The sequence below is a fragment of the Kitasatospora indigofera genome (assembly GCF_014655955.1).
Taxonomy (GTDB): Bacteria; Actinomycetota; Actinomycetes; order Streptomycetales; family Streptomycetaceae; genus Kitasatospora; species Kitasatospora indigofera.
The window spans coordinates 1-19524 of record NZ_BNBO01000080.1 but is presented as its reverse complement, the minus strand read 5'-3'; the positions used below and the strand labels follow the sequence as shown (position 1 = coordinate 19524).

At 73.5% G+C, this 19524-nt stretch carries 16 protein-coding genes and 1 pseudogene; 6 read left to right on the top strand and 11 right to left on the bottom strand.

The window, feature by feature from the left end:
• Positions 1-84: 84 nt before the first annotated feature.
• Entirely contained in the window at positions 85-1743 is a 1659-nt protein-coding gene (locus IE329_RS37175) for a helix-turn-helix domain-containing protein (RefSeq protein WP_190215479.1), read from the bottom strand.
• 317 nt (positions 1744-2060) lie between these two features.
• Here IE329_RS37175 and IE329_RS37170 point away from each other — a divergent pair, with 317 nt between their 5' ends.
• From IE329_RS37170 to IE329_RS37155, 4 genes are read left to right on the top strand one after another with little or no spacing between them, the layout of a single operon-like run.
• On the top strand, positions 2061-3542 hold the full coding sequence (locus IE329_RS37170) for a sodium:solute symporter family protein (protein ID WP_190215478.1): 1482 nt from the start codon (positions 2061-2063) through the stop codon (positions 3540-3542).
• A gap of 55 nt (positions 3543-3597) precedes the next feature.
• A complete protein-coding gene (locus tag IE329_RS37165; RefSeq protein ID WP_190215477.1) occupies positions 3598-4380 on the top strand; it encodes a class II aldolase/adducin family protein in 783 nt (260 codons plus the stop codon).
• Positions 4381-4397: 17 nt separating this feature from the next.
• A complete protein-coding gene (gene speB, locus IE329_RS37160) occupies positions 4398-5360 on the top strand; it encodes an agmatinase (RefSeq protein ID WP_190215476.1) in 963 nt (320 codons plus the stop codon).
• Positions 5357-7033, top strand: coding sequence for a thiamine pyrophosphate-binding protein (locus IE329_RS37155; RefSeq protein WP_190215475.1), 1677 nt, complete (start codon positions 5357-5359; stop codon positions 7031-7033). Before speB ends, IE329_RS37155 begins: the two co-directional genes overlap by 4 nt.
• Before the next feature lie 25 nt (positions 7034-7058).
• On the opposite strand, the gene IE329_RS37150 is transcribed toward IE329_RS37155, so the two are convergent.
• The 6 genes from IE329_RS37150 to IE329_RS37125 all read right to left on the bottom strand — a co-directional run bounded on the left by IE329_RS37150 (position 7059) and on the right by IE329_RS37125 (position 14531).
• Complete coding sequence (locus IE329_RS37150) at positions 7059-8069, bottom strand: phosphatase PAP2 family protein (protein ID WP_190215474.1); 1011 nt, start codon at positions 8067-8069, stop codon at positions 7059-7061.
• Positions 8070-8138: 69 nt separating this feature from the next.
• A complete protein-coding gene (locus tag IE329_RS37145) occupies positions 8139-9218 on the bottom strand; it encodes an aminopeptidase P family protein (protein WP_190215493.1) in 1080 nt (359 codons plus the stop codon).
• An 80-nt stretch (positions 9219-9298) separates the two neighbouring features.
• Positions 9299-10651 (bottom strand): dipeptidase, encoded by a 1353-nt coding sequence (locus IE329_RS37140; protein WP_190215473.1) that lies wholly within the window; start codon positions 10649-10651, stop codon positions 9299-9301.
• Between the two features lie 145 nt (positions 10652-10796).
• Entirely contained in the window at positions 10797-11348 is a 552-nt protein-coding gene (locus IE329_RS37135) for a hypothetical protein (protein WP_229928068.1), read from the bottom strand.
• The gene (locus IE329_RS37130) at positions 11345-12838 is read right to left on the bottom strand and encodes an APC family permease (RefSeq protein ID WP_190215472.1); all 1494 of its coding nucleotides are present in this window, start codon (positions 12836-12838) and stop codon (positions 11345-11347) included. The genes IE329_RS37135 and IE329_RS37130 overlap by 4 nt, the downstream gene beginning before the upstream one ends.
• A gap of 178 nt (positions 12839-13016) precedes the next feature.
• Positions 13017-14531 carry an MFS transporter gene (locus IE329_RS37125; RefSeq protein ID WP_229928067.1) on the bottom strand — a complete coding sequence of 505 codons (1515 nt, stop codon included), beginning with the start codon at positions 14529-14531 and terminating at the stop codon, positions 13017-13019.
• A 101-nt stretch (positions 14532-14632) separates the two neighbouring features.
• Here IE329_RS37125 and IE329_RS37120 point away from each other — a divergent pair, with 101 nt between their 5' ends.
• Both IE329_RS37120 and IE329_RS37115 read left to right on the top strand, forming a co-directional pair.
• Positions 14633-15289 (top strand): ArsR/SmtB family transcription factor, encoded by a 657-nt coding sequence (locus IE329_RS37120; protein WP_229928066.1) that lies wholly within the window; start codon positions 14633-14635, stop codon positions 15287-15289.
• 229 nt (positions 15290-15518) lie between these two features.
• A complete protein-coding gene (locus tag IE329_RS37115; RefSeq protein WP_190215470.1) occupies positions 15519-16331 on the top strand; it encodes a hypothetical protein in 813 nt (270 codons plus the stop codon).
• Positions 16332-16483: 152 nt separating this feature from the next.
• On the opposite strand, the gene IE329_RS37110 is transcribed toward IE329_RS37115, so the two are convergent.
• The 4 genes and pseudogenes from IE329_RS37110 to IE329_RS37095 form a co-directional block, all read right to left on the bottom strand.
• A complete protein-coding gene (locus IE329_RS37110) occupies positions 16484-16972 on the bottom strand; it encodes a YajQ family cyclic di-GMP-binding protein (protein WP_190215469.1) in 489 nt (162 codons plus the stop codon).
• Between the two features lie 443 nt (positions 16973-17415).
• Positions 17416-18783: a tyrosine-type recombinase/integrase gene (locus IE329_RS37105; RefSeq protein ID WP_190215468.1), complete on the bottom strand. Its 1368-nt coding sequence runs from the start codon at positions 18781-18783 to the stop codon at positions 17416-17418.
• A gap of 63 nt (positions 18784-18846) precedes the next feature.
• Positions 18847-19035, bottom strand: coding sequence for a helix-turn-helix transcriptional regulator (locus IE329_RS37100; RefSeq protein ID WP_190215467.1), 189 nt, complete (start codon positions 19033-19035; stop codon positions 18847-18849).
• A gap of 112 nt (positions 19036-19147) precedes the next feature.
• Positions 19148-19524 (bottom strand): annotated as a pseudogene (locus IE329_RS37095) (DNA repair protein RadA); the annotation flags it as partial.

Here is a 19524-nt window from a genome sequence, read left to right as displayed (position 1 = left end):
CGGACGCAGCGGTTCCCGGACGGCGGGGCTCCGGACGCCACCGGTCCCGGTCCCGGTGGTCCGGTCCCGGCGGCGGGGCCGGTCTCAGCCCTGGCCGTCGGCCGGGCGCTCGCCCGGCAGCCAGTGCAGCGCGAACCAGAGCTCCATCCGGACGTCCGGGTCCTGGAGGTCCACGCCGAGCAGCTCCGCCACCCGGGCGATCCGCTGCCGGACGGTGTTGCGGTGCAGTTGCAGGGCGGTGGCGGTGCGGTCCCAGCTGCCGTGCAGGGACAGCCAGGCGCGCAGCGTCTCCAGCAGGACGGCCGGCCCCGGCGCGCCGGCCGCGTCCAGCGGGGCGAAGCGCAGCCGTGCCAGCGCCGTCGCGTCGGCGCCGGTGACCAGGCCGTGCACGCTCTGCTCCTCGGTGCGGTGGCGCACCACCGCCTCGCCGGTGGCCAGGGCGCGGCGCAGCGCCCGGCGGGCCTGGGTGTCGGCGATGGCGAGGTCGGCGGTGGGCACGGCGGCGCTGAGGCCGAGGGTCCAGCCGAGCCGGGCGGCGGAGCCGGCCTCGGGCGGCCGCCCGCCCGGGACCAGGGCGCGCAGCCCGTCGCCGTCCAGGTCCAGGTAGGGCGTGCCGAGCGCGGTGCCGAGGGCGGCCAGCTGGACGGACTCGCCGCCGGTCGGGGCGCCGGAGCCGGGGCCCGGGCGGGTGCGCCGGCCGTGCACCACCGTCCAGCGTCCGGCGGGCGGGGCGCCGTCCGGCAGCAGGGCCGGGGCCACCTCGGCGGGAGTGGCCCCGAGCAGCAGCCGGACCAGCGCGCCCGACCCGGCGCTGTCGGCGCCCAGGGCGTGCCGGGGGCTGGTGAGCAGCGAGAGCAGCACGGTGGCGACCCCGGTCACCGAGCGGTGCACCACGGAGGGCGGCGCGGTGGCCGCGACCCCGACCGCGAGCGGGCCGCCCGCCAGGTCGCCGCCGGGGAGGCTGTGCACGGTGAGGTAGCTGCCGGCGTGGTGCTCGGCGGCAGCCGTCGGCGGCTGCGGCCGCCCCCGGCCGTCCGGCCGGGTCCGGGTGGTGGTGCGGACGGCCAGTTCGGCCAGCTGCCGCCGGACCTGCGGCGCGGGGCGCGGGCCGGCCGCGAAGAGCTCGCCGCCCCGCCCGTCGAGCAGCACCGTCCAGGCCCCGAGATGCACCGAGAGCTGGTGCAGCACCGCGCGCAGCGCGTCCGGCCGGGCGGCGGCGGAGGCCAGCGCCGACTGCGCCTCGGAGATCTGCCTCAGGTCCCGGTTGCGGGCCTCGGCCATCGCGCCGTAGGCGGCCCGGCCGACCGCCACGAACGGCGTGGCGACCGGGACCCTCAGCAGCGGCAGGCCGTGCCGGTCGCAGGCGGCGACCAGCTCCGGCGGCACCTCCTCGTACACCGGGGCGACGCCGAAGCCCAGGGCCGCCGCCCCGGCGCCCACCACCCCGCGCACGTAGGCGTCGATGCCCGCGGCGCTCTCCGGGAGCCGCACGCCGGCGGTGAGCAGCAGTTCGCCGCCGAGCAGGTACGGCGCCGGGTCCTCGACCTCGGTGGTGCCGACGGTGCCGATCAGCCGGTCCTCCCGGGGCCCGGCGATCTGCACCAGGCCGAGGCCGGGGTCGGCGAGCAGGACGGCGAGCGGCACGGCGGGGGTGCCGGGGGCCGGCGCGTGGGGGGCGGCGGCGGGCTGGTCGGGGGTGCTCACGGGAGGGCCTTCCGGGATGTTTCGTCCATTGTCGGCCATCAGGTTGGACGAAACCTGCACTTCTGCGGCGGCCGGGCCCCGGATAGCGTCACTGCATCCCCGCGGTCCCGGATCCCCGCGGTACCGGCAGCCGGCCCCCGGGGCGGCCCGCCCCGGCGCCCGTGACCGCACTCCACCACCGCGATCCCCACGACCGCACCCCCGGGCACGACCCCGTGACCGCAAGCCCCCGCGCCACCAGCCCTGCCGCCACCACCCCCGCACCCCGCCGGCGCGCAGCAGCTGTCCCCCCACGAACAGCAACCTGGGCGGCCCCCGCGTCCCACCGCGCGGACCGCACCGGATCGGAGGACCCCATGGCCGTCGACTACCTCGTGATGACCGGATACCTGCTGGGCATCGTCGGAGTCGGATGGTGGGGCAAGAGACGCGCGGCCTCCAAGAGCGACTTCCTGGTCGCCGGCCGCCGCCTCGGCCCGCTGATGTACACCGGCACCATGGCCGCCGTCGTGCTCGGCGGCGCCTCCACCATCGGCGGCGTGCGCCTCGGCTACACCTACGGCCTGTCCGGCGCCTGGATGGTCTTCGCGATCGGCCTCGGCCTGCTGGCGCTGAGCGTCCTCTTCTCCGCCCGTATCGCCCGGCTGCGGGTCTACACCGTCGCCGAGATGCTCTCGCTGCGCTACGGCGGCGCCGCCAGCCTGATCTCCGGCGTGGTGATGTGGGTCTACACCCTGATGCTGGCCGTCACCTCCACCATCGCCTACGCCACCGTCTTCGACGTGCTGTTCGACGTGCCGCGCTGGGCGGCCGTGGTGATCGGCGGCAGCATCGTGGTCGGCTACTCGGCGCTCGGCGGGATGTGGTCCATCACCCTCACCGACATGGTCCAGTTCGTGGTGAAGAGCGTCGGCGTGCTGGTGCTGCTGCTGCCGATCGCGGTGGTCCGGGCCGGCGGCTTCGCCGAGATGAAGGAGAAGCTGCCCACCGGGTACTTCTCGTTCACCTCGATCGGCGGCGAGACGATCTTCACCTTCGTACTGATCTACACCTTCGGGATGCTGATCGGCCAGGACATCTGGCAGCGGGTGTTCACCGCCCGCACCGACCGGGTCGCCTCCTGGGGCGGCACGGCGGCCGGGGTCTACTGCCTGGTCTACGCGCTGGCCGGCGCGGTCATCGGGATGGCCACCAAGGCGCTCTACCCGACCCTGCCCAGCGCGGACGGCGCGTTCGCGACCATCGTCAAGAACGTCCTGCCGACCGGGGTCAAGGGCCTGGTGCTGGCGGCGGCGCTGTCCGCGATGATGTCCACCGCGAGCGGCGCCCTGATCGCCTCCGCCACGGTGGCCAACAACGACATCTGGGCCCGGCTGCGCACCCTGGGCGGGCGGCCCGCGCCGGCCGTCGCCGACGACCACGACGAGGTCCGCTCCAACCGGCTGGCGATCGTCGCCCTCGGCGCGGTGTCGATCGTGGTCGCCTGCCTGCTGGACGACGTCATCTCGGCCCTCACGGTGGCCTACAACCTGCTGGTCGGCGGCCTGCTGGTGCCGATCCTGGGCGGCCTGCTCTGGCGCCGCGGCAACCTCCAGGGCGCACTCGCCTCGATGGTCGCGGGCGGCCTCACGGTGATCGTCCTGATGGTCACCAAGGGCGTGCTCGCGAACGAGCCGGTCTACTACGGCCTCGCCGTCAGCCTGGTCGCCTACCTGGCCGCCAGCCTCGCCACCCGGCCCACCGACGCCGCCGTCCTGGAGCAGTGGCGCCACCGGCTGGCCGGCCAGGACGCACCGGGGGCGCGGCCCGCCGAGCCCGCCACGGTCGTGGCGGCCTGAGATGACCCCGACGACGGACAGGGCCATGACGACCGCCGCGACGACGGACAGGGCCATGACGACCGCCCCGACGACCGAGCCGGCCACGACGACCGCCGAGGAGCGCCGGCTCCGCCGGGAACTCGCCGCCGTCTACCGCCTGGTCGCGCACTTCCGGATGACCGACCTGATCTTCACCCACATCTCGGTCCGGCTGCCCGGCCCCGAGCAGCACTTCCTGATCAACCCGTACGGCCTGCTGTTCGAGGAGATCACCGCCTCCAACCTGGTGAAGATCGACCTCGCCGGCAACCCGGTCGAGGAGGGCCCGCACCCGGTCAACCCGGCCGGCTTCGTGATCCACAGCGCCGTGCACGCCGCCCGCCCCGACGCGCACTGCGTCCTGCACACCCACACCAGGGCCGGCTGCGCCGTCGCCGCCCAGCAGGGCGGGCTGCTGCCGCTGAACCAGATGTCGATGGAGTTCCACCGGCGGCTCGGGTACCACGACTACGAGGGCGTCGCACTCAACCTCGACGAGCAGCGGCGGCTGGTCGCCGACCTCGGCGGCCACCCGGCGATGATCCTGCGCAACCACGGCCTGCTCACCGTCGGGGAGACCCCCGGCCGGGCCTTCCTGCGGATGTACTACCTGGAGCGGGCCTGCCAGATCCAGACCACCGCCCAGGCCACCGGCGCCCCGCTGGTCCTGCCCGACGACGGGGTCTGCGAGCTGACCGCCCGCCAGCTCTCCGGCGAGGCGCACGGCAGCGACCTCCAGGACGACCAGGCGTACGACCTCGCCTGGGCCGCCCTGCTCCGGCTGGCCCACCGGATCGCCCCCGACCACACCGACTGACCCACCGAGGAACCCCCATGAGCACCCCAGCACCCCGCGGCCCGGTCGACTCCTCCCGCGTCCCGCGCTACGCCGGCCCCGCCACCTTCGCCCGCCTGCCCCGGCTGGACGAGGTGGGCCGGGCGGACGTCGCCGTCGTCGGCGTCCCCTTCGACACCGGCGTCTCCTACCGTCCGGGCGCCCGCTTCGGCGGCAACGCGATCCGCGAGGCCAGCCGGCTGCTGCGGCCGTACAACCCGGCCCAGGACGCCTCCCCGTTCGCCCTCGCCCAGGTCGCCGACGCCGGGGACGTCGCGGCCAACCCCTTCGACATCAACGCGGCCGTGGAGACCGTCGAGGCCGCCGCCGACGGCCTGCTGGCCACCGGCGCCCGCCTGATGACGCTCGGCGGCGACCACACCATCGCGCTGCCGCTGCTGCGCGCCGTCGCCCGCAAGCACGGCCCGGTCGCGCTGCTGCACTTCGACGCCCACCTGGACACCTGGGACACCTACTTCGGTGCCGAGTACACCCACGGCACGCCCTTCCGCCGCGCCGTCGAGGAGGGCCTGCTCGACACCGAGGCGCTCTCCCACGTCGGCACCCGCGGCCCGCTCTACGGCAAGCAGGACCTCACCGACGACGAGAAGCTCGGCTTCGGCATCGTCACCTCCGCCGACGTGATGCGCCGGGGCGTCGACGAGGTCGCCCAACAGCTGCGCGAGCGGATCGGCGACCGGCCGCTGTACGTCTCCGTCGACATCGACGTGCTCGACCCGGCCCACGCCCCCGGCACCGGGACCCCCGAGGCCGGCGGCCTCACCTCCCGCGAGCTGCTGGAGATCCTGCGCGGCCTGGCCGGCTGCCGGCTGGTCTCCGCCGACGTGGTCGAGGTCGCCCCGGCGTACGACCACGCGGAGATCACCGCCGTCGCCGCCTCGCACACCGCCTACGAGCTGACCACCCTGATGGCCCGCCAGATCGCCGGAGAACGCGCATGAGCCACGTCCGCAACGGCGGTGACCTGGTGGTCGAGTCGCTCACCACGCTCGGCGCCGCGTGCGTCTTCGGCCTGCCCGGCCAGCACGCCCTGGGCCTGTTCGACGCCCTGCGCCGCTCCCCGCTGCGCTACGTGGGCCTGCGGGTGGAGAACAACGCCGGCTTCGCCGCCGACGGCTACGCCCGCACCGCCGGCACGGTCGCCCCGCTGTTCCTCTCCACCGGCCCGGGCGCGCTGACCTCGCTCGCCGCGCTCCAGGAGGCCGCCGCCGCCTCCGTCCCGGTGCTGGCCGTCTCCAGCCAGATCCCCTCGGCCGGCCTGGGCGGCCGCCGGCGCGGCTACCTGCACGAGCTGCGGGACCAGCAGGCCAGCTTCCGCGACGTGGTGAAGTCCGTGCACACCGCCCGCACCGCCTCGCAGATCCCCTCCGCGCTGGCCGCCGCCTGGGAGTCCGCGCTCACCGCGCCCTACGGGCCGGTCTGGGTCGAGATCCCGCAGGACGTGCTGCTCGCCCCGACCACCGTGCCCCGGGTGACCGGCCTGCGGGCCGAGCCGCGCCCGCTGGTGCCCCGGCCGGAGCTGATCGCCGAGGCGGCGGTGCTGCTGGCCGAGGCCGAGCGGCCGGTGGTCCTGGCCGGCGGCGGGGTGGTGCGGGCCGGCGCCACCGCCGAGCTGCTGCGCCTCGCCGAGCTGCTCCGCGCACCGGTGGCCTCGACCTTCGGCGCGAAGGGCGCCTTCCCCTGGGAGCACCCGCTGTCGCTGCGCTCCTGGCTGGAGGACCGGCACACCACCGACCTGCTGGAGGACGCCGACGTGCTGCTGGTGGTCGGCTCGGGGCTCGGCGAGCTCTCCAGCAACTACCACACGCTGGCCCCGCGCGGCCGGGTGATCCAGATCGAGGCGGACCTCGGCAAGCTGGAGTCCAACCACCCGGCCTTCGGCATCCACGCCGACGCCCGGCTCGCGCTCGCGGCCCTCGCCGACTCCGTCCCGGCGACCGCCCCGGACGGCCGCGCCGAGGAGGCCGTCGCCCTGCTGCTGAAGCAGGTCCGGGCCCGGCTCGACGCCCAGGGGCTGGACCTGGAGGAGGGGCTGCTGGCCGCCGTCCGCCGGGCCCTGCCGGACGACTCCCCGGTCTTCTTCGACATGACGATCCTCGGCTACTGGGCCTGGTCCGCCTTCGACGCCCGCCGGCCCGGCGCCATGCACTCCGCCCAGGGCGCCGGCGGACTCGGCTACGGCTTCCCCGCCGCCCTCGGCGCGGCGGCCGGCGCGGGGGGCCGCCCGGTGCTCGCGGTCTCCGGCGACGGCGGGGCGATGTACTCGATCGCCGAACTCGCCACCGCCCGCCAGCTCGGCCTGGACGTCACCTGGCTGATCGTGGACGACGGCGGCTACGGCATCCTGCGCGAGTACATGACGGACACCTTCGGCGCGGCGACCGCCACCGAGCTGGCCCGCCCGGACTTCGTCCGGCTCGCCGAGTCCTTCGGCGTCCCGGCGGCTCGGACCCGCCCGGAGGACCTGGAGCGCGACCTGGCCGCGGCGCTGGCTACCCCGGGCCCGAGCGTGCTGGTGCTGCCCGCCCTGCTGCGGATGTTCGCCCCGACGCACCTCGACCCGGCCGGCCAGGAGCGGACCGGCCAGGAGCGGACCGGCCGGGCAGCCGGCTGAGCCCCGGGGCCGCCGGGCCCGGGGCTCAGGCCCCGGCCGGCTTCCCGGCCGGCTCCCCGGACGTCTCCCCGGCGCGCCGCTCCCGCTTGGCGCGCCGGGCCCGCAGGAAGCGGTCGAGCGCGTACCAGACCCCGGCGGCGTAGGCCCAGCCGACCAGGACGTCGATGATGAAGTGCTCGGCGCCGTAGACCAGCACGAAGGCCATCGCCGGCGGGTAGGCGGCCAGCAGCACCCGGGCCGGCCGGTTGGCCGTCCGCCAGAAGAACACCGCGAGCAGCATCGGGTAGGCGGCGTGCAGCGAGGGCATCGCCGCGACGTCGTTGGCGAACTGGCTGCCGTTCTCGAAGATCGACCCGGCCCTGGGCATCCCGCTGGAGTTCAGCAGGTCCTGCACGACCCGGGTGACGTCCGGCATGTGGCCCTGCAGCGAGGTCAGCCACGGCGGGTCGGCCGGGTAGAGGATGTAGGTCGCGAAGCCGACGTAGGTGAGCAGCACGTAGCCCGCCAGCAGCTGCCGGAACCGGCCGTGGTCGCGCCGCCAGAGCACCGCGAGGGTCACGAAGATCACGAAGAAGTGGGACATGTAGACCGCGACGCCGGCGTAATCGTACCAGCGCGGCCTGCCCGGGTGGTACAGCCACTCCTGCAGCCGGACCGTCCAGGTCTCCCCGCCGCCGAGGAAGGTGTCGATGCTCAGCTGCGGCTCGAACCGCACCGGCCACGGCGTGTGCGCCCCGTACCCGCGCAGCAGCGAGTAGACCCAGACCACGGCCATCACCGGCACCCAGTCGCGCAGCACCAGCAGGGACCCGCGCAGGCCGCGGCCGCTGTGCACGGAGGCCGCGACCAGCGCGCCGATCAGGCAGCAGAACACCACGTCGTTGGCGTACGGGAGCCCGTTCTCGTCCACGTACCAGGCCAGCACCCCGAAGTAGACCGGCCAGGCCAGCAGACGCAGCCGGGCGGCCCCCCGCCGGGCGCGCAATGCCCTGTCGGTCTTCTTGTCGGGCGGCGCGGGGCGGAGCAAGTCGGTCATACAGGGTGAAGCTAGCAACGCTTCCTTGGAGAATTCTTGGGATCGCCGGTCATGTCACCCAGCTAGCGGTCAGCTGACGCACTGCAGTTCGTGCGGAGTGTTGTTGAAACGGCGGCCGGCCCGGTCGGTCACGGTGACGATGTCCTCGATCCGGACGCCGAAACGCCCCGGGAGATAGATCCCCGGCTCGATCGAGAAGCACATGCCCGGCACCAGCCGCTGCCGTTCGCCCTCGACCATGTAGGGCGGCTCGTGGGTGGTGATCCCGATGCCGTGGCCGGTGCGGTGGATGAAGTACTCCCCGTACCCGGCCTCGGTGATCACCCGCCGGGCCACCCGGTCGATCTCCTGGCACTCCACGCCCGGCCGGACCGCCTCGAAGGCCAGCTGCTGGGCCCGCCGCACCACGTCGTGGACCTCCTGCACCTCGGCCGGGACCTCGGTGCCGACGTACACGGTGCGGGTGGTGTCGGAGCCGTAGCCGTCCTTGAGCCCGCCGAAGTCCAGCACCACGGTGTCACCCGCACGGATGACCCGGTCGTCGGCCTCGTGGTGCGGGTCGGCGCCGTTCGGGCCGGAGCCGACCACGGTGAAGTCGACCTGGCTGTGCCCGTAGTGGATGAGCAGCGCGCTGAGGTCGGCGGCGACGTCGCTCTCCCTGCGGCCGGCGAACTCCACCTCCAGGATCCGCCGGTACGCCGCGTCGGCGGCGCCCCCGGCGGCGGCCAGCCGCTCCAGCTCGTCGGTGTCCTTGACGGCGCGCAGCATCGGCAGCGCGGCGGTCAGCGAGGTCCAGCCGCTGCGCGGCAGGGCGGACTGCAGGCCGAGCAGGTGCATGGCCCAGGCCGAGTCGGAGACGCCGTAGCGCCCGCCCGCGTCCAGCAGCGGGACGGCGCTCGCGTACGGGTCCTCGCCGTCCGACCAGTCGACCAGCCGCAGCCCGGGCACGCCGGGGGCCTTCTCGGCGTCCGGCCGCTCCAGCTTGGGCACCACCAGGGCGGGCTCCCGGCCGGCGGTGAGGACGAGCGCGGTCAGCCGCTCGGTGATCGCGGTGGGCCGGTAGCCGCAGAGGTACTCCAGGTCCGGGCCGGGGGCGATCACCAGGCCGGCCAGCCCGGCGGCCGTGGCGTCGCCGGCCGCACGGTCCATCCGCGCCCGGTAGTCCTCCCGGGTGAACGGCCGGGGCGCGGCCGCCGCGTCCTCCTGGGGGCCCGTCACGTGGGGGCCCGTCACGGCCGGCCGGCCTTGGCGTAGTTCTGCAGGAACAGGGCTTCGACGTGTGCCATGTGGCGGATCTCCTCCGGGTCGACGCTCTCGTTGGGTGCGTGGATGAGGCAGCGCGGCTCCTCCACGCCCATCAGGATGATCTCCGCCTCGGGGTAGGTGCGGGCGAAGACGTTGCACAGGGGGATCGAACCGCCCTGCCCGAGGAACGCCATCGGCTTGCCGTAGACCTCCCGCATCGCCGAGTCGAGCGCGCCGTAGGCGGGCCCGCCGGTGGCGGCCTCGAACGGCGAGCCGGTGCTCTCGTTCTCCACCTCCACCCGGACCCCCCACGGCGCGGCGGCCCTCAGGTGCGCGGTCAGCGCGTCCCGGGCCGTCCCCGGGTCGGTGCCCGGCGGCACCCGCAGGCTGACCCGGGCCCGGGCGGTGCCGGGGACGGCCGCGGCCGAGCCGACCACCGGCGGGCAGTCGATGCCCAGCACGGTGACCGCGGGCCGGGCCCAGAGCCGGTCCGCCACCGAGCCGGTGCCGGTCAGCGAGACGCCGTCCAGCACCCCGGCGTCGGTGCGGAACTGCGTCTCGTCGTAGCCGACGCCCGCCCAGGTGCCGGTGCAGTCCAGGCCGTCGATCCGGGTGCCGCCGTGCTCGTCCCGCAGCGAGTCGAGGATGCGCACCAGCGCGGCCAGGGCGTCGGGCGCCGGGCCGCCGAACATCCCGGAGTGCACGTCCCCCTCCAACGCCTGCACGGTGACCACCACGTTGGCCAGGCCCCGCAGGGTGATGGTGGCGGTCGGCACGCCGACCGCGGCGTTGCCGGTGTCGCAGACCAGCAGCGCGTCCGCGTGCAGCTCGCCGGCGTGCGGCGGGACGTACTCCTCCAGCCCGCCGGTGCCCTGCTCCTCCGAGCCCTCGGCGACGAGCTTCAGGCCCACCGGGATGTCCTCGCCGAGCGCCCGCAGGGCGGTGAGGTGCATGACGATGTTGCCCTTGCAGTCCGCCGTGCCGCGCCCGTACCAGCGGCCGTCCCGCTCGGTCAGCTCGAACGGCGGGGAGGTCCAGGCGGCGTCGTCGAGCGGCGGCTGCACGTCGTAGTGGCAGTAGAGCAGGACGGTCGGCGCGCCGGGCGGCGGCGGGCGGTGGCCGATCACGGCGTGGCTGCCGTCGGGGGTCTCCTCCAGGTGGACGTCCTGCAGCCCCGCCTCGGTGAAGGCCGTGGCGACCCACTCGGCGGCCTCCCGGCAGTGTTCCGGCGGGTACTGCCGGGGGTCGGCGACGGACGGGATCGCCACCAGACGGGCCAGGTCGCTCTTCGCCCGGGGCATCAGCTCGTCGATGCGCCGGGCCAGGTCGTCGGTCATGCGTGGTCCTCCGGTCGGTGCGGCGGTGCGGTGCGTGTGCGTGCGTTCGTGCGCGTGTGCGCAGGTGGGTGCCGTGCGGGGGCGCGGGTGCCGAGGGACGGGTGCCGAGGGGCCTGTGCGCGGCGCGGGACGCCGTGCGGGCGGGTCAGTCCCGGACGGTGTCGCGGAGGTCGAGGTCGTCGATCTTGTCCTTGATCGCGCTCAGCTTGTCCGGGCAGTAGACCGACAGCACGATGGCCTCGCCCAGCACCACCTGGCGGTCCGACAGCACCGGCCGCTGGCCGGGGCCGGCCGCGCCGTTGGACATCCCGTACTTCCACTGCGCCTGGACCAGCGCGTTCGACGGGTTGGCGCAGACGGCCCCGCCGTCGGTGCCCAGCGTGCGGACGATCTGGTCCTGGGACGGCACGGGGTAGCCGGCCGCCCTCAGCGTGTCGGACAGCTGCGAGGCCTTGCGGTTGGCCTCGTTGGTGGCGTGCACCTGGGTGAACGCCAGGATGCCGGTCACCAGCATGGCGATCAGGAGGACGATCGAGCCGAGGTAGATCCAGCGGTGCTGCGAGCCCATCAGGCCGCCCCGGGTGCGCTCCTCCGGCTCCGCCCCCGGCCCCAGCTCGGGTTCCAGCTCCGGTTCCAGTTCCGGCTCGTGGCCCGGGTCCTTCCCCGGCCCCGGGCCGGCGCTCATGCCGCTGCTCATGCGACCGCCCCCTCGGTGCCGCTCTCCTCGGGCATCCGCCAGCTGGGCTTGCGCAGCCGCAGGAAGAGGTACGGGATGATCCCGCCGAGCAGCAGCAGGCCGCCGCCGACGATGGCGATGTAGACCCAGACGCTGCCGTTGCCGAACTGCGAGGACGGGACGAAGCCGATCGCCATCGCCGCGGCGGAGGCCACGAACCCGGTGACGCAGGTCAGGACCAGGGCGGGGGCCCGGTAGCCGCGCGGGTGGTCCGGCTGGGTGCGGCGCAGCCGGATCGCGGCGAGGAACATCAGCAGGTAGACGATCAGGTACACCTGGGTGGTGATCACCGAGAAGATCCAGTAGGCGCTGGAGACGTTCGGCAGCAGCGCGTAGGCCAGGGCGATCACCGTGGTGACCACCCCCTGGGTGACCAGGATGTTCTGCTGGATCCCGTGCTTGTTCAGCCGCTGCAGGAAGGGCGGCAGGTAGCCCTCCTGGCGGGAGATCAGCAGCAGGCCCTTGGACGGGCCGGCCAGCCAGGTCAGCATGCCGCCGAGCGAGGCGGTGACCAGCGCGACCGCGATCACCGGTGTCAGCCAGCCGATGTGGAAGTACTGGAAGAAGGAGTCGAAGGCCTGCATCACGCCGGCCGTCAGGCTCAGCTGGCTGGACGGCACCACCCAGCTGATCGCCAGCGCCGGCAGGATGAAGATCAGCAGCACCAGCCCGGACGCCGTGAACATCGAGCGGGGGAACTCCCGTGCGGGATTGCGCAGCGAGGAGACGTGCACCGCGTTCATCTCCATGCCGGAGTAGCTGAGGAAGTTGTTGACGATCAGGACGAGGCTGGCGAGGCCGGTCCACTGGGGGAGGAGATTGCTCGCGGTCATCGGCGCGGCCGAGGGGTTGCCCTGGCCGAGGAAGACCATGCCGAGCACCACCAGCAGCGTGCCGGGGACGAGGGTGCCGATCACCAGGCCCCAGGAGGAGAGCCCCGCCACCGCCCCGGTGCCGCGCGAGGAGACCCACACCCCGGACCAGTACAGGACCATGATCACGATCGCGGTGTACGGCCCGTTGCTCGCCAGGTTCGGATTGATCACGTACGCGATGGTGGACGCCACGTACGCCAGCAGGCTCGGGTAGTAGAAGATCGTCATGGCGAACTGGCACCACACCGCCAGGAAGCCGAGCGGCTTCGAGAGCCCCTCGGAGACCCAGCGGTACACCCCGCCGTCCCAGCCGGACGCCAGCTCCGCCGACACCAGCGCCGTCGGCAGCAGGAACACGATCGCCGGCAGCACGTACAGGAAGACCGCCGCCAGGCCGTAGACCGCCATGGTCGGCGCCGACCGGAGGCTGGCCACCGAACTCGTCGTCATCAGGGCCAGGGTCAGCCAGGACATCTTCGGCGCGTTGGCGACGACGGCCCTGACGCCCGCCGGCCCCGCCCGCCGTGTCGTCGTCGGACTCTCCCGGCTGTCCGACGGCACGTCCATGGAACTCATCAGGCCTCCTCCTGGGCGGCCCGCTCGGACCGCCTGAGGCCAAGTTCACCCGGATGCCAGTGGTCCCGCACGTCGCGCGCACCCGCACGGGTGATCGACTGTCAGGTCCGCCGGCGTGCCGCTCCGCCGCCCCCGGGCGGGGCGGAACGGCCCGGTGACGGCGCGGCCGGGTGCCCGGTCAGGCGGGCCAGCCGGCGCGGCGCAAGGTCCGGTCGAAGGTCGCCGGCAGCAGGCCGAGGGCGAGCAGGAGGGCCAGCACGGCCAGCGCGGTGCCCGGTGCCACGTGGTCGAGCAGCACGCCGCTGCCGAACAGCCCGGCCGGCATCCCGACGGTGAACAGCGTCATGGTGGCCGCGATCACCCGCCCGCGCAGCTCCTCGGCGACCTGCTGGAACACCAGGATGTCGATCATCACCCGCAGGGCCGGGACCCCGAGCCCCATCAGGAACAGCGCCGCGAACACCGTCACCGCGCCACCCGGCAGCAGCGGCGCGAGGAACAGCGGGACGGCGAACCAGGCCACGGCCAGCAGCAGCGCGCCCGGCCCGGCCAGCCGGTGCAGCCGGGCGACCAGCAGCGCGCCGGCCATCGCACCGACCGCCTCGCCGGCCAGCGCCAGCCCGATCCCGCCGCTGGACACGCCCTGGTCCCGGAGCACCACGATCACCGGCAGGACCACCGCCGAACCGACCAGGTTGATGCCGAACACCACCGCCAGCGTCGAGCGCAGCGTCCGGTCCGCGAGCAGGTGGCGGAAGCCCGCGAGGGCGCCGGAGTCCTTCGCGGCCGCTGCCGCGCCCGTCGTCGTGCCGGTCGCCTCGTCGGCCACCGTGTCGGCCGGGGCCGCGTCAGCGGGTGCGGCCGGTTCGGCCCGGCCGGGGAAGCGCACCAGGCAGGCGGTCGCCAGGGACAGCAGCGAGGCCAGCGCGGCGCCGAGGAACGGTACCGCCCGCCCGGCCCCCAGCAGCAGCCCGGCCAGCGGCGGCCCGGCCAGCCCCGCGCCGCTCATCCGCGCCTCGTCCTGCGCCAGCGCCTGCCGCAGCTGCTCCGGCGCCACCACCGAACGGACGGCCAGCAGCCGGACCGGCCCGCTGTAGGCGAGCGTCGCCCCGGTCACCACGGCGACCAGCAGCGCGTGCGCGACGCTGAAGGCGTCCAGCGCCATCGCGAGCGGCACGCTCAGGGTGGCCAGCAGCCGGACGGAGTCCGCCGCGATCAGCACCCGGCGGCGGTCGTACCGGTCGGCGACCGACCCGCCGTGCACCCCGCACAGCACCGACGCAGCCATCTGGAGCGCCCCGAACGCACCGGCCAGCGTGGACGATCCGGTCATCGCGAGCAGCAGCAGCGGGTACGCGGTGTCGGTGACGTGCAGCCCCAGCGTGGAGGCGGCCGATCCGCCCCAGAGCAGCTGGAAGCGCAGGTTGCGGCGCAGCGGGACCGGCTGCGCCGGCTTCCGGTCCGCCCGGTCCGCCCGGTCCGCCCGGTCCGGGCCCGTCCCCGTCTGCTCCGCCTGCGCCGTCCCGGCCGTCGTCCCCCGCGCCGTCGCCGGCCCCTGTCCGGGGCACTGCTCCGTCGCGTCCTGCGCGGCCCCGCTCAGCCCCACCCCGCCCAGCCCCACCCCGCCCAGCCCCATCCCGCCCTGTCCCACGGTGTCCTGATCCGTCGACGGCGAGACCCCGGTCATGGTCATACCCCACCCCTTTTGCGTTAGCGGAAGCATTCACGCTTGAGTGAATGATTGCCGTTGGGTGATTGATTGCGCAAGGGTGGACGGGCTGCGACAGTGGGCCCGTGGTCGACAAAGCCAAAGAACGCCAGGTGAACGACGTCGCGACGCTGAAAGCGCTCGCCGATCCCGTCCGGCTGGCCATCATCAGCGCCCTGATGCGGGCCGAGGGCGAACCCCAGACGGTCAAGGAGCTCGCCGCCGCCCTCGGTGAGCCGCAGACCAAGCTCTACCGGCACATCAAGCAGTTGGAGGCGGTCGGACTGATCGCCGTCGCCGGCACCCGGCTGGTCTCCGGCATCGTCGAGAGCCGGTACGTGGCCGCCCAGGGGTCGTTGCGGCTGTCCCGGGAGATGTTCTCGGCCGGCTCCGAGACCCGGACCGAGGCGGTGGACGCCGTGCTCGCCGCGATCGACCTGGTCCGCGACGGCTTCCGGATCCAAGTCCGGGACGGCAAGCTCGACTTCAGCGCGCCGGACGACGGCTCGGCCGGCCCGCCCGCGTTCGTCGCCCACTTCGCCGTGCGGCTCGATCCGGAGCGGATGGTGCGCCTGCGGCGGGAGTTGGGTGCCATCTTCGACGAACTCGCCGCCGAGGAAAGGAGTACCGCTCCCGACGCCGTCGAAGTCACCGCCTTCGCCCTGCTGTACGGCGTACCGGCCGCCGAGGCCGGTGCGGTCCGCGCGGCCGGCGCCGGCACCGCTGCCGACCCGGCCGGCTGACACTCGCCGTCGAGGCGACAATCAGGGTGCGTGGCAGTTGAGTTGGGGCATCCGTCGGAGCCGCCGGTGTTGCCGGGGCCGGCGGGCCGGCCGTCGCCGGCCCGCCGCTCCCGGTGCGCCACCCGGGTGGTGAATCATTCGGCGTAGGAAGGCTGGCCGGGCCAACTCCGGTGACTCAACGTGTGGAACAGGCACATCGCCTGAACCACACCGAGAGGATGCGTTTCCTATGCGTGCCATCTGGATGGCCGCCGCGCTGACCACAGCCATCGGGCTGACCACCGTCACCGCTGCGTCCGCCACCGCTTCCGGCCGGACCGAACTCCCCGGCCGGGGCGCCCCGGGCTCCTTCGCGGCCCCGGCCGCGGTGACCGCCCCCCGCATACCCGTCCGGCCCGCAGCCGTGGCGCCGGCCGAGGACACACCCGCCGACGGCACACCCGTGGCGGCCCTGCCGGCCGTGGACCCGCCGGCCGCCGGGCTGCCGGCCACGGACCTGCCGGCGGTGCCGGCCACCCCGGCCCTGCCCGAACTCCCCGACATCTCAGGCCTGCCGGCGCTCCCCGCACTGCCGGCGCTGCCCGCGCTGCCCGACCTCACCACCGCACTCGGCGGCCTCGGTGACGTCCTCGGCCAGGTCACCGGCCTGCTCGGTACCGTGCTCGGTTCGGCCACCGCACCGGACACGGGCGCACTGCAACAATTGCTCGCCGACCTCCAGGCGACCGTGCAGTCCCTGCTCGGCCGGCTCCCGGCCGCGCCGGTCCCGGCGCCCGCCGAGCAGCAGCCGAAGGGCTCGGTGCCCGCGGCCGGTCCCCGGGCGACGACGGCCGCCAGGCCTCCGGCGGCCCCGGCGCCCAAGGCCCCGGCCGGTACGGCGGCCAGGACCCCGGCGGGAACGTCACCGAACGCCCCGGCCCGGAGTTCCTCCCAGCTCTCGGGGCCGGTGCTGCGGGAGCAGCTCGACCAGCTGAAGGCCAGGGCCAAGGCGCTGACCGACGCCGCGACGGCCGGCAGGGCGGCGGCCACGGCGACGCGCTGACCGCGCGAACCGCGACGCGGTAGCCGCAGAACGGCGGCCACGGCGGCCACGGCGGCCACGGCGACCCGGCGCTCCGGGCCCGGGATGCCCCGGGCACGCGAAGAGGGTCCCGACCGGGATCGGGACCCTCTTCGGCGGCGCGGGGCGCCGGGTCAGCGGTAGTTCACGAACTGGATCGCGAAGTCCAGGTCCTTGCCCTTCAGCAGGGCCTGGATGGCCTGAAGGTCGTCCCGGCTCTTCGAGCTGACGCGCAGCTCGTCACCCTGGACCTGGGCCTTCACGCCCTTGGGGCCCTCGTCCCGGATGATCTTCGCGACCTTCTTGGCATCGTCCTGGGAGATGCCCTCCTTCACGTCCGCGAAGATCTTGTACTCCTTGCCGGACAGCTGCGGCTCGGCCGCGTCCAGCGCCTTCAGGGACAGGCCCCGCTTGATGAACTTGTCCTTCAGCACGTCCAGGATCGCCTTGACGCGCTCCTCGCCGTTGGCCTTCATCTCGATCTTCTCGCCCGACCGCTTGACCTCGCCGCCGACGTTCTTGAAGTCGAAGCGGGTGGCGATCTCGCGGGAGGTCTGGTTGATCGCGTTGTCGACCTCCTGCCACTCGACCTTCGAGACGATGTCGAAACTGGAGTCGGCCATGGTGTCTTGGTCTCCTTGATGCTCTGGCTTCACTGGCAGGGGCCCGCCCCACGGGGCAGACCGCCTCCCCAGCCTATCCAGCGCGGCCCCGTCGCCGCCCCCGACAGCCGGGGGGAGCCCTTGATCATCATGTGACCGATCGAGTGGCGGACCACCCCCTGTCATCAGGTATCGTTTACCGAGTCGAACGGGGCAAGCCCCGCGAAACACATCCCTGGCTGGTTGTCGCGCAAGCTACGCAGGTTCGAACCCTGCACCAGCCACCGGATAACGGAACGGCCCCTGACCTGCGGAAACGCAAGTCAGGGGCCGCTTTCGTTTGGCTCAGAGGCGCAGGTCGAGCGGTGGTCGAAAAGCACCTAAAGTCCCAGCTTGTCTCACTCATGTACCGCCTCTGACCAGTGTGTGTGGGACATGCGTGGGACCGCTCCTGGACCCGGCGGTCACTCCCAGCCCAGGAGGGCCTCCGCGATCCGCTTGTTCGCCGCGTCGGTCGCACCGTCGAGGCACTTCGCGTAGACCCGGAGAAGAACCGCGATGCTGTGGCCGGCCCGTCGGGCGCACTCGGCGGGATCCACTCCAGAATTCAGCCACAAGGAGATCCCCGCGTGGCGAAGGTCATATGGGCGGGTTGCCAGCGGCGAGGCGACCTGTTCGGGGGTGAGGGCGGCTTCTCGGGCCCTTTTCCAGACGACTCCATACCCGCTCTCTTGGACCAGCCCGCCTCGGGAAGTCCGGAACAATCGCCCGTCCGGGGCAACTCCGTAGGTCCCGATGTGCTCGCGAAGCGTCGCGACCAGCTCGGGCGGAATGGGGACAGGCCGGGTGTCCTTGACCGGCCGCCACTTCAGACCTCGGTCGTCGTGGGAGTCGCCGCTATCCGTCCACGAGCTACCCACGCGGGGCCGCGAACCGTCGAGCGACAGCAGTCCGAACCCTGTGGGTGGCAGGTCGCAGTTCGTCCGGCGCAACCAAACAGCCTCGGCCGGCCGGAGACCTGCATGGTAGAGGCAGCCGAAGAATGCTTTGAGGTGCTCGCCCCTCTTGCCCTGTTCGGCCACTCCGGCGAGTAGCTTCCGCACCTGCCGCGGGTTGGCCACCACCGCCGGGTCGACCTGCTCGGTCGCTGCCGGCGCCGTCCACTGCACCGAGTGAAGTGGGTTGTGCTTGAGTCGGCGAGCCTCGATGGCGTAACCCAGCGCATTGTGAAAGATCGCGCGCTTCCGCCGAGTAGTCGATGCTGCGGAGATCGACCCGTCCATGTTGCGAGTGAAGGCGGTTAGCACCTTCCGCATCACCAGCGGGTCGTCCAACTCGCTCATAGAGAGAGACTGGCGTTCCACCCATTCCAAGGCCTTCTGCACCTTCGCAGGCGGCTCCTCGCGCCAGCGGTTGACGTTGAACGCCCAGCTGTAGAGGGCGGTGCGTGTGTCCTCGGTGGAGGGCATCCCGAGACGAGACTTCACAAGCACCGGGGTGGCGGTCGCCAGCATGTCGGCGATCGTCGTACGAGTCTTGGCGGGGGCTGGCGACCACTTCATCTCGATGAAGTCCCGAGCATGGGCGTACCAGGTCACGTCATCCTTCGCGCGGACCTCGGACATGGGCTGTCCTGAGACCTCGTCGAACGGCTCGCCTTCCTTGGTCGCCGTCAGGAGTTTCGCTCGGCGGCCGTCCGCGAGCGTCTTGGTCTTGAAGGTCTTGGAGAACGGCGTATCGCCGACCTTCCACCTCAGCTCGTAGGTGTTGGAGCCGAGGTTGACGTTCTCGCGGATGGTCCAAATGCGGACCTTGAAGGTGGGCTTGGGCATGCTCTCACTTCTCGTTGGAAGGGCGGGCCCCGGACGCTTTGGGGCCCGGGCACGGGCGTGGCGTCAGTGACGGACTTCCTCAAGGCTGGACAGCCAGCTGTCGAGGTCGCTTCGCCGAATGCGGATCTGACGGTTGGGCAGCTTGATGAGGCGCGGACCCTGGCCTCGCGCTCGCATCCGGTAGAAGGCCGCGCGGGACATGCCCAGCTCGTCGAGCACCTCAGGCAGCTTGAGGTTCTGGTGATTGGCCACGGTGATGTTCTCCTTGCTGGGCAGGACAGTCGGCGAAGCGTGTCCGGGGTGCTGTCCGGCCTGTTGTTGCAGCTCAGGCGGGCTGGCGGGACAGCAGGACAGGCCGGACAGTTCAGGTGAGGGGGAGGGTGTCCGGGGAGATGGGGGCGGTGTAGGCGCCGGTGGCGTCGCGGTGGAGCTGGCCGGCTTCGGCCATGCGGGAGCAGGTGCGGCGGGCCAGGTCGATGTCGAGGCCGGTGGCGGTGGCGATGTCCTTGGGGCGGGCGCCGGGGTGGGCGCGGACGTGGCTGAGGATGGTGGCGCGGGTGTCGCCGATGGTGTGGTCGCTGGCGGGTCCGTTGAGGAGGAGCCAGCTGCCGGTGTCGGGCTGGAAGGCGAGTGCGTGTTCGGCTTCGTCGACGTCGCGGCCGGTGATGTGCAGGACGCCGTCGGCTTTGCCGCGTGCGCGTTTGAGGACGAGGGTGGCGTCGGCGGCGCCGGCGAGGCCGT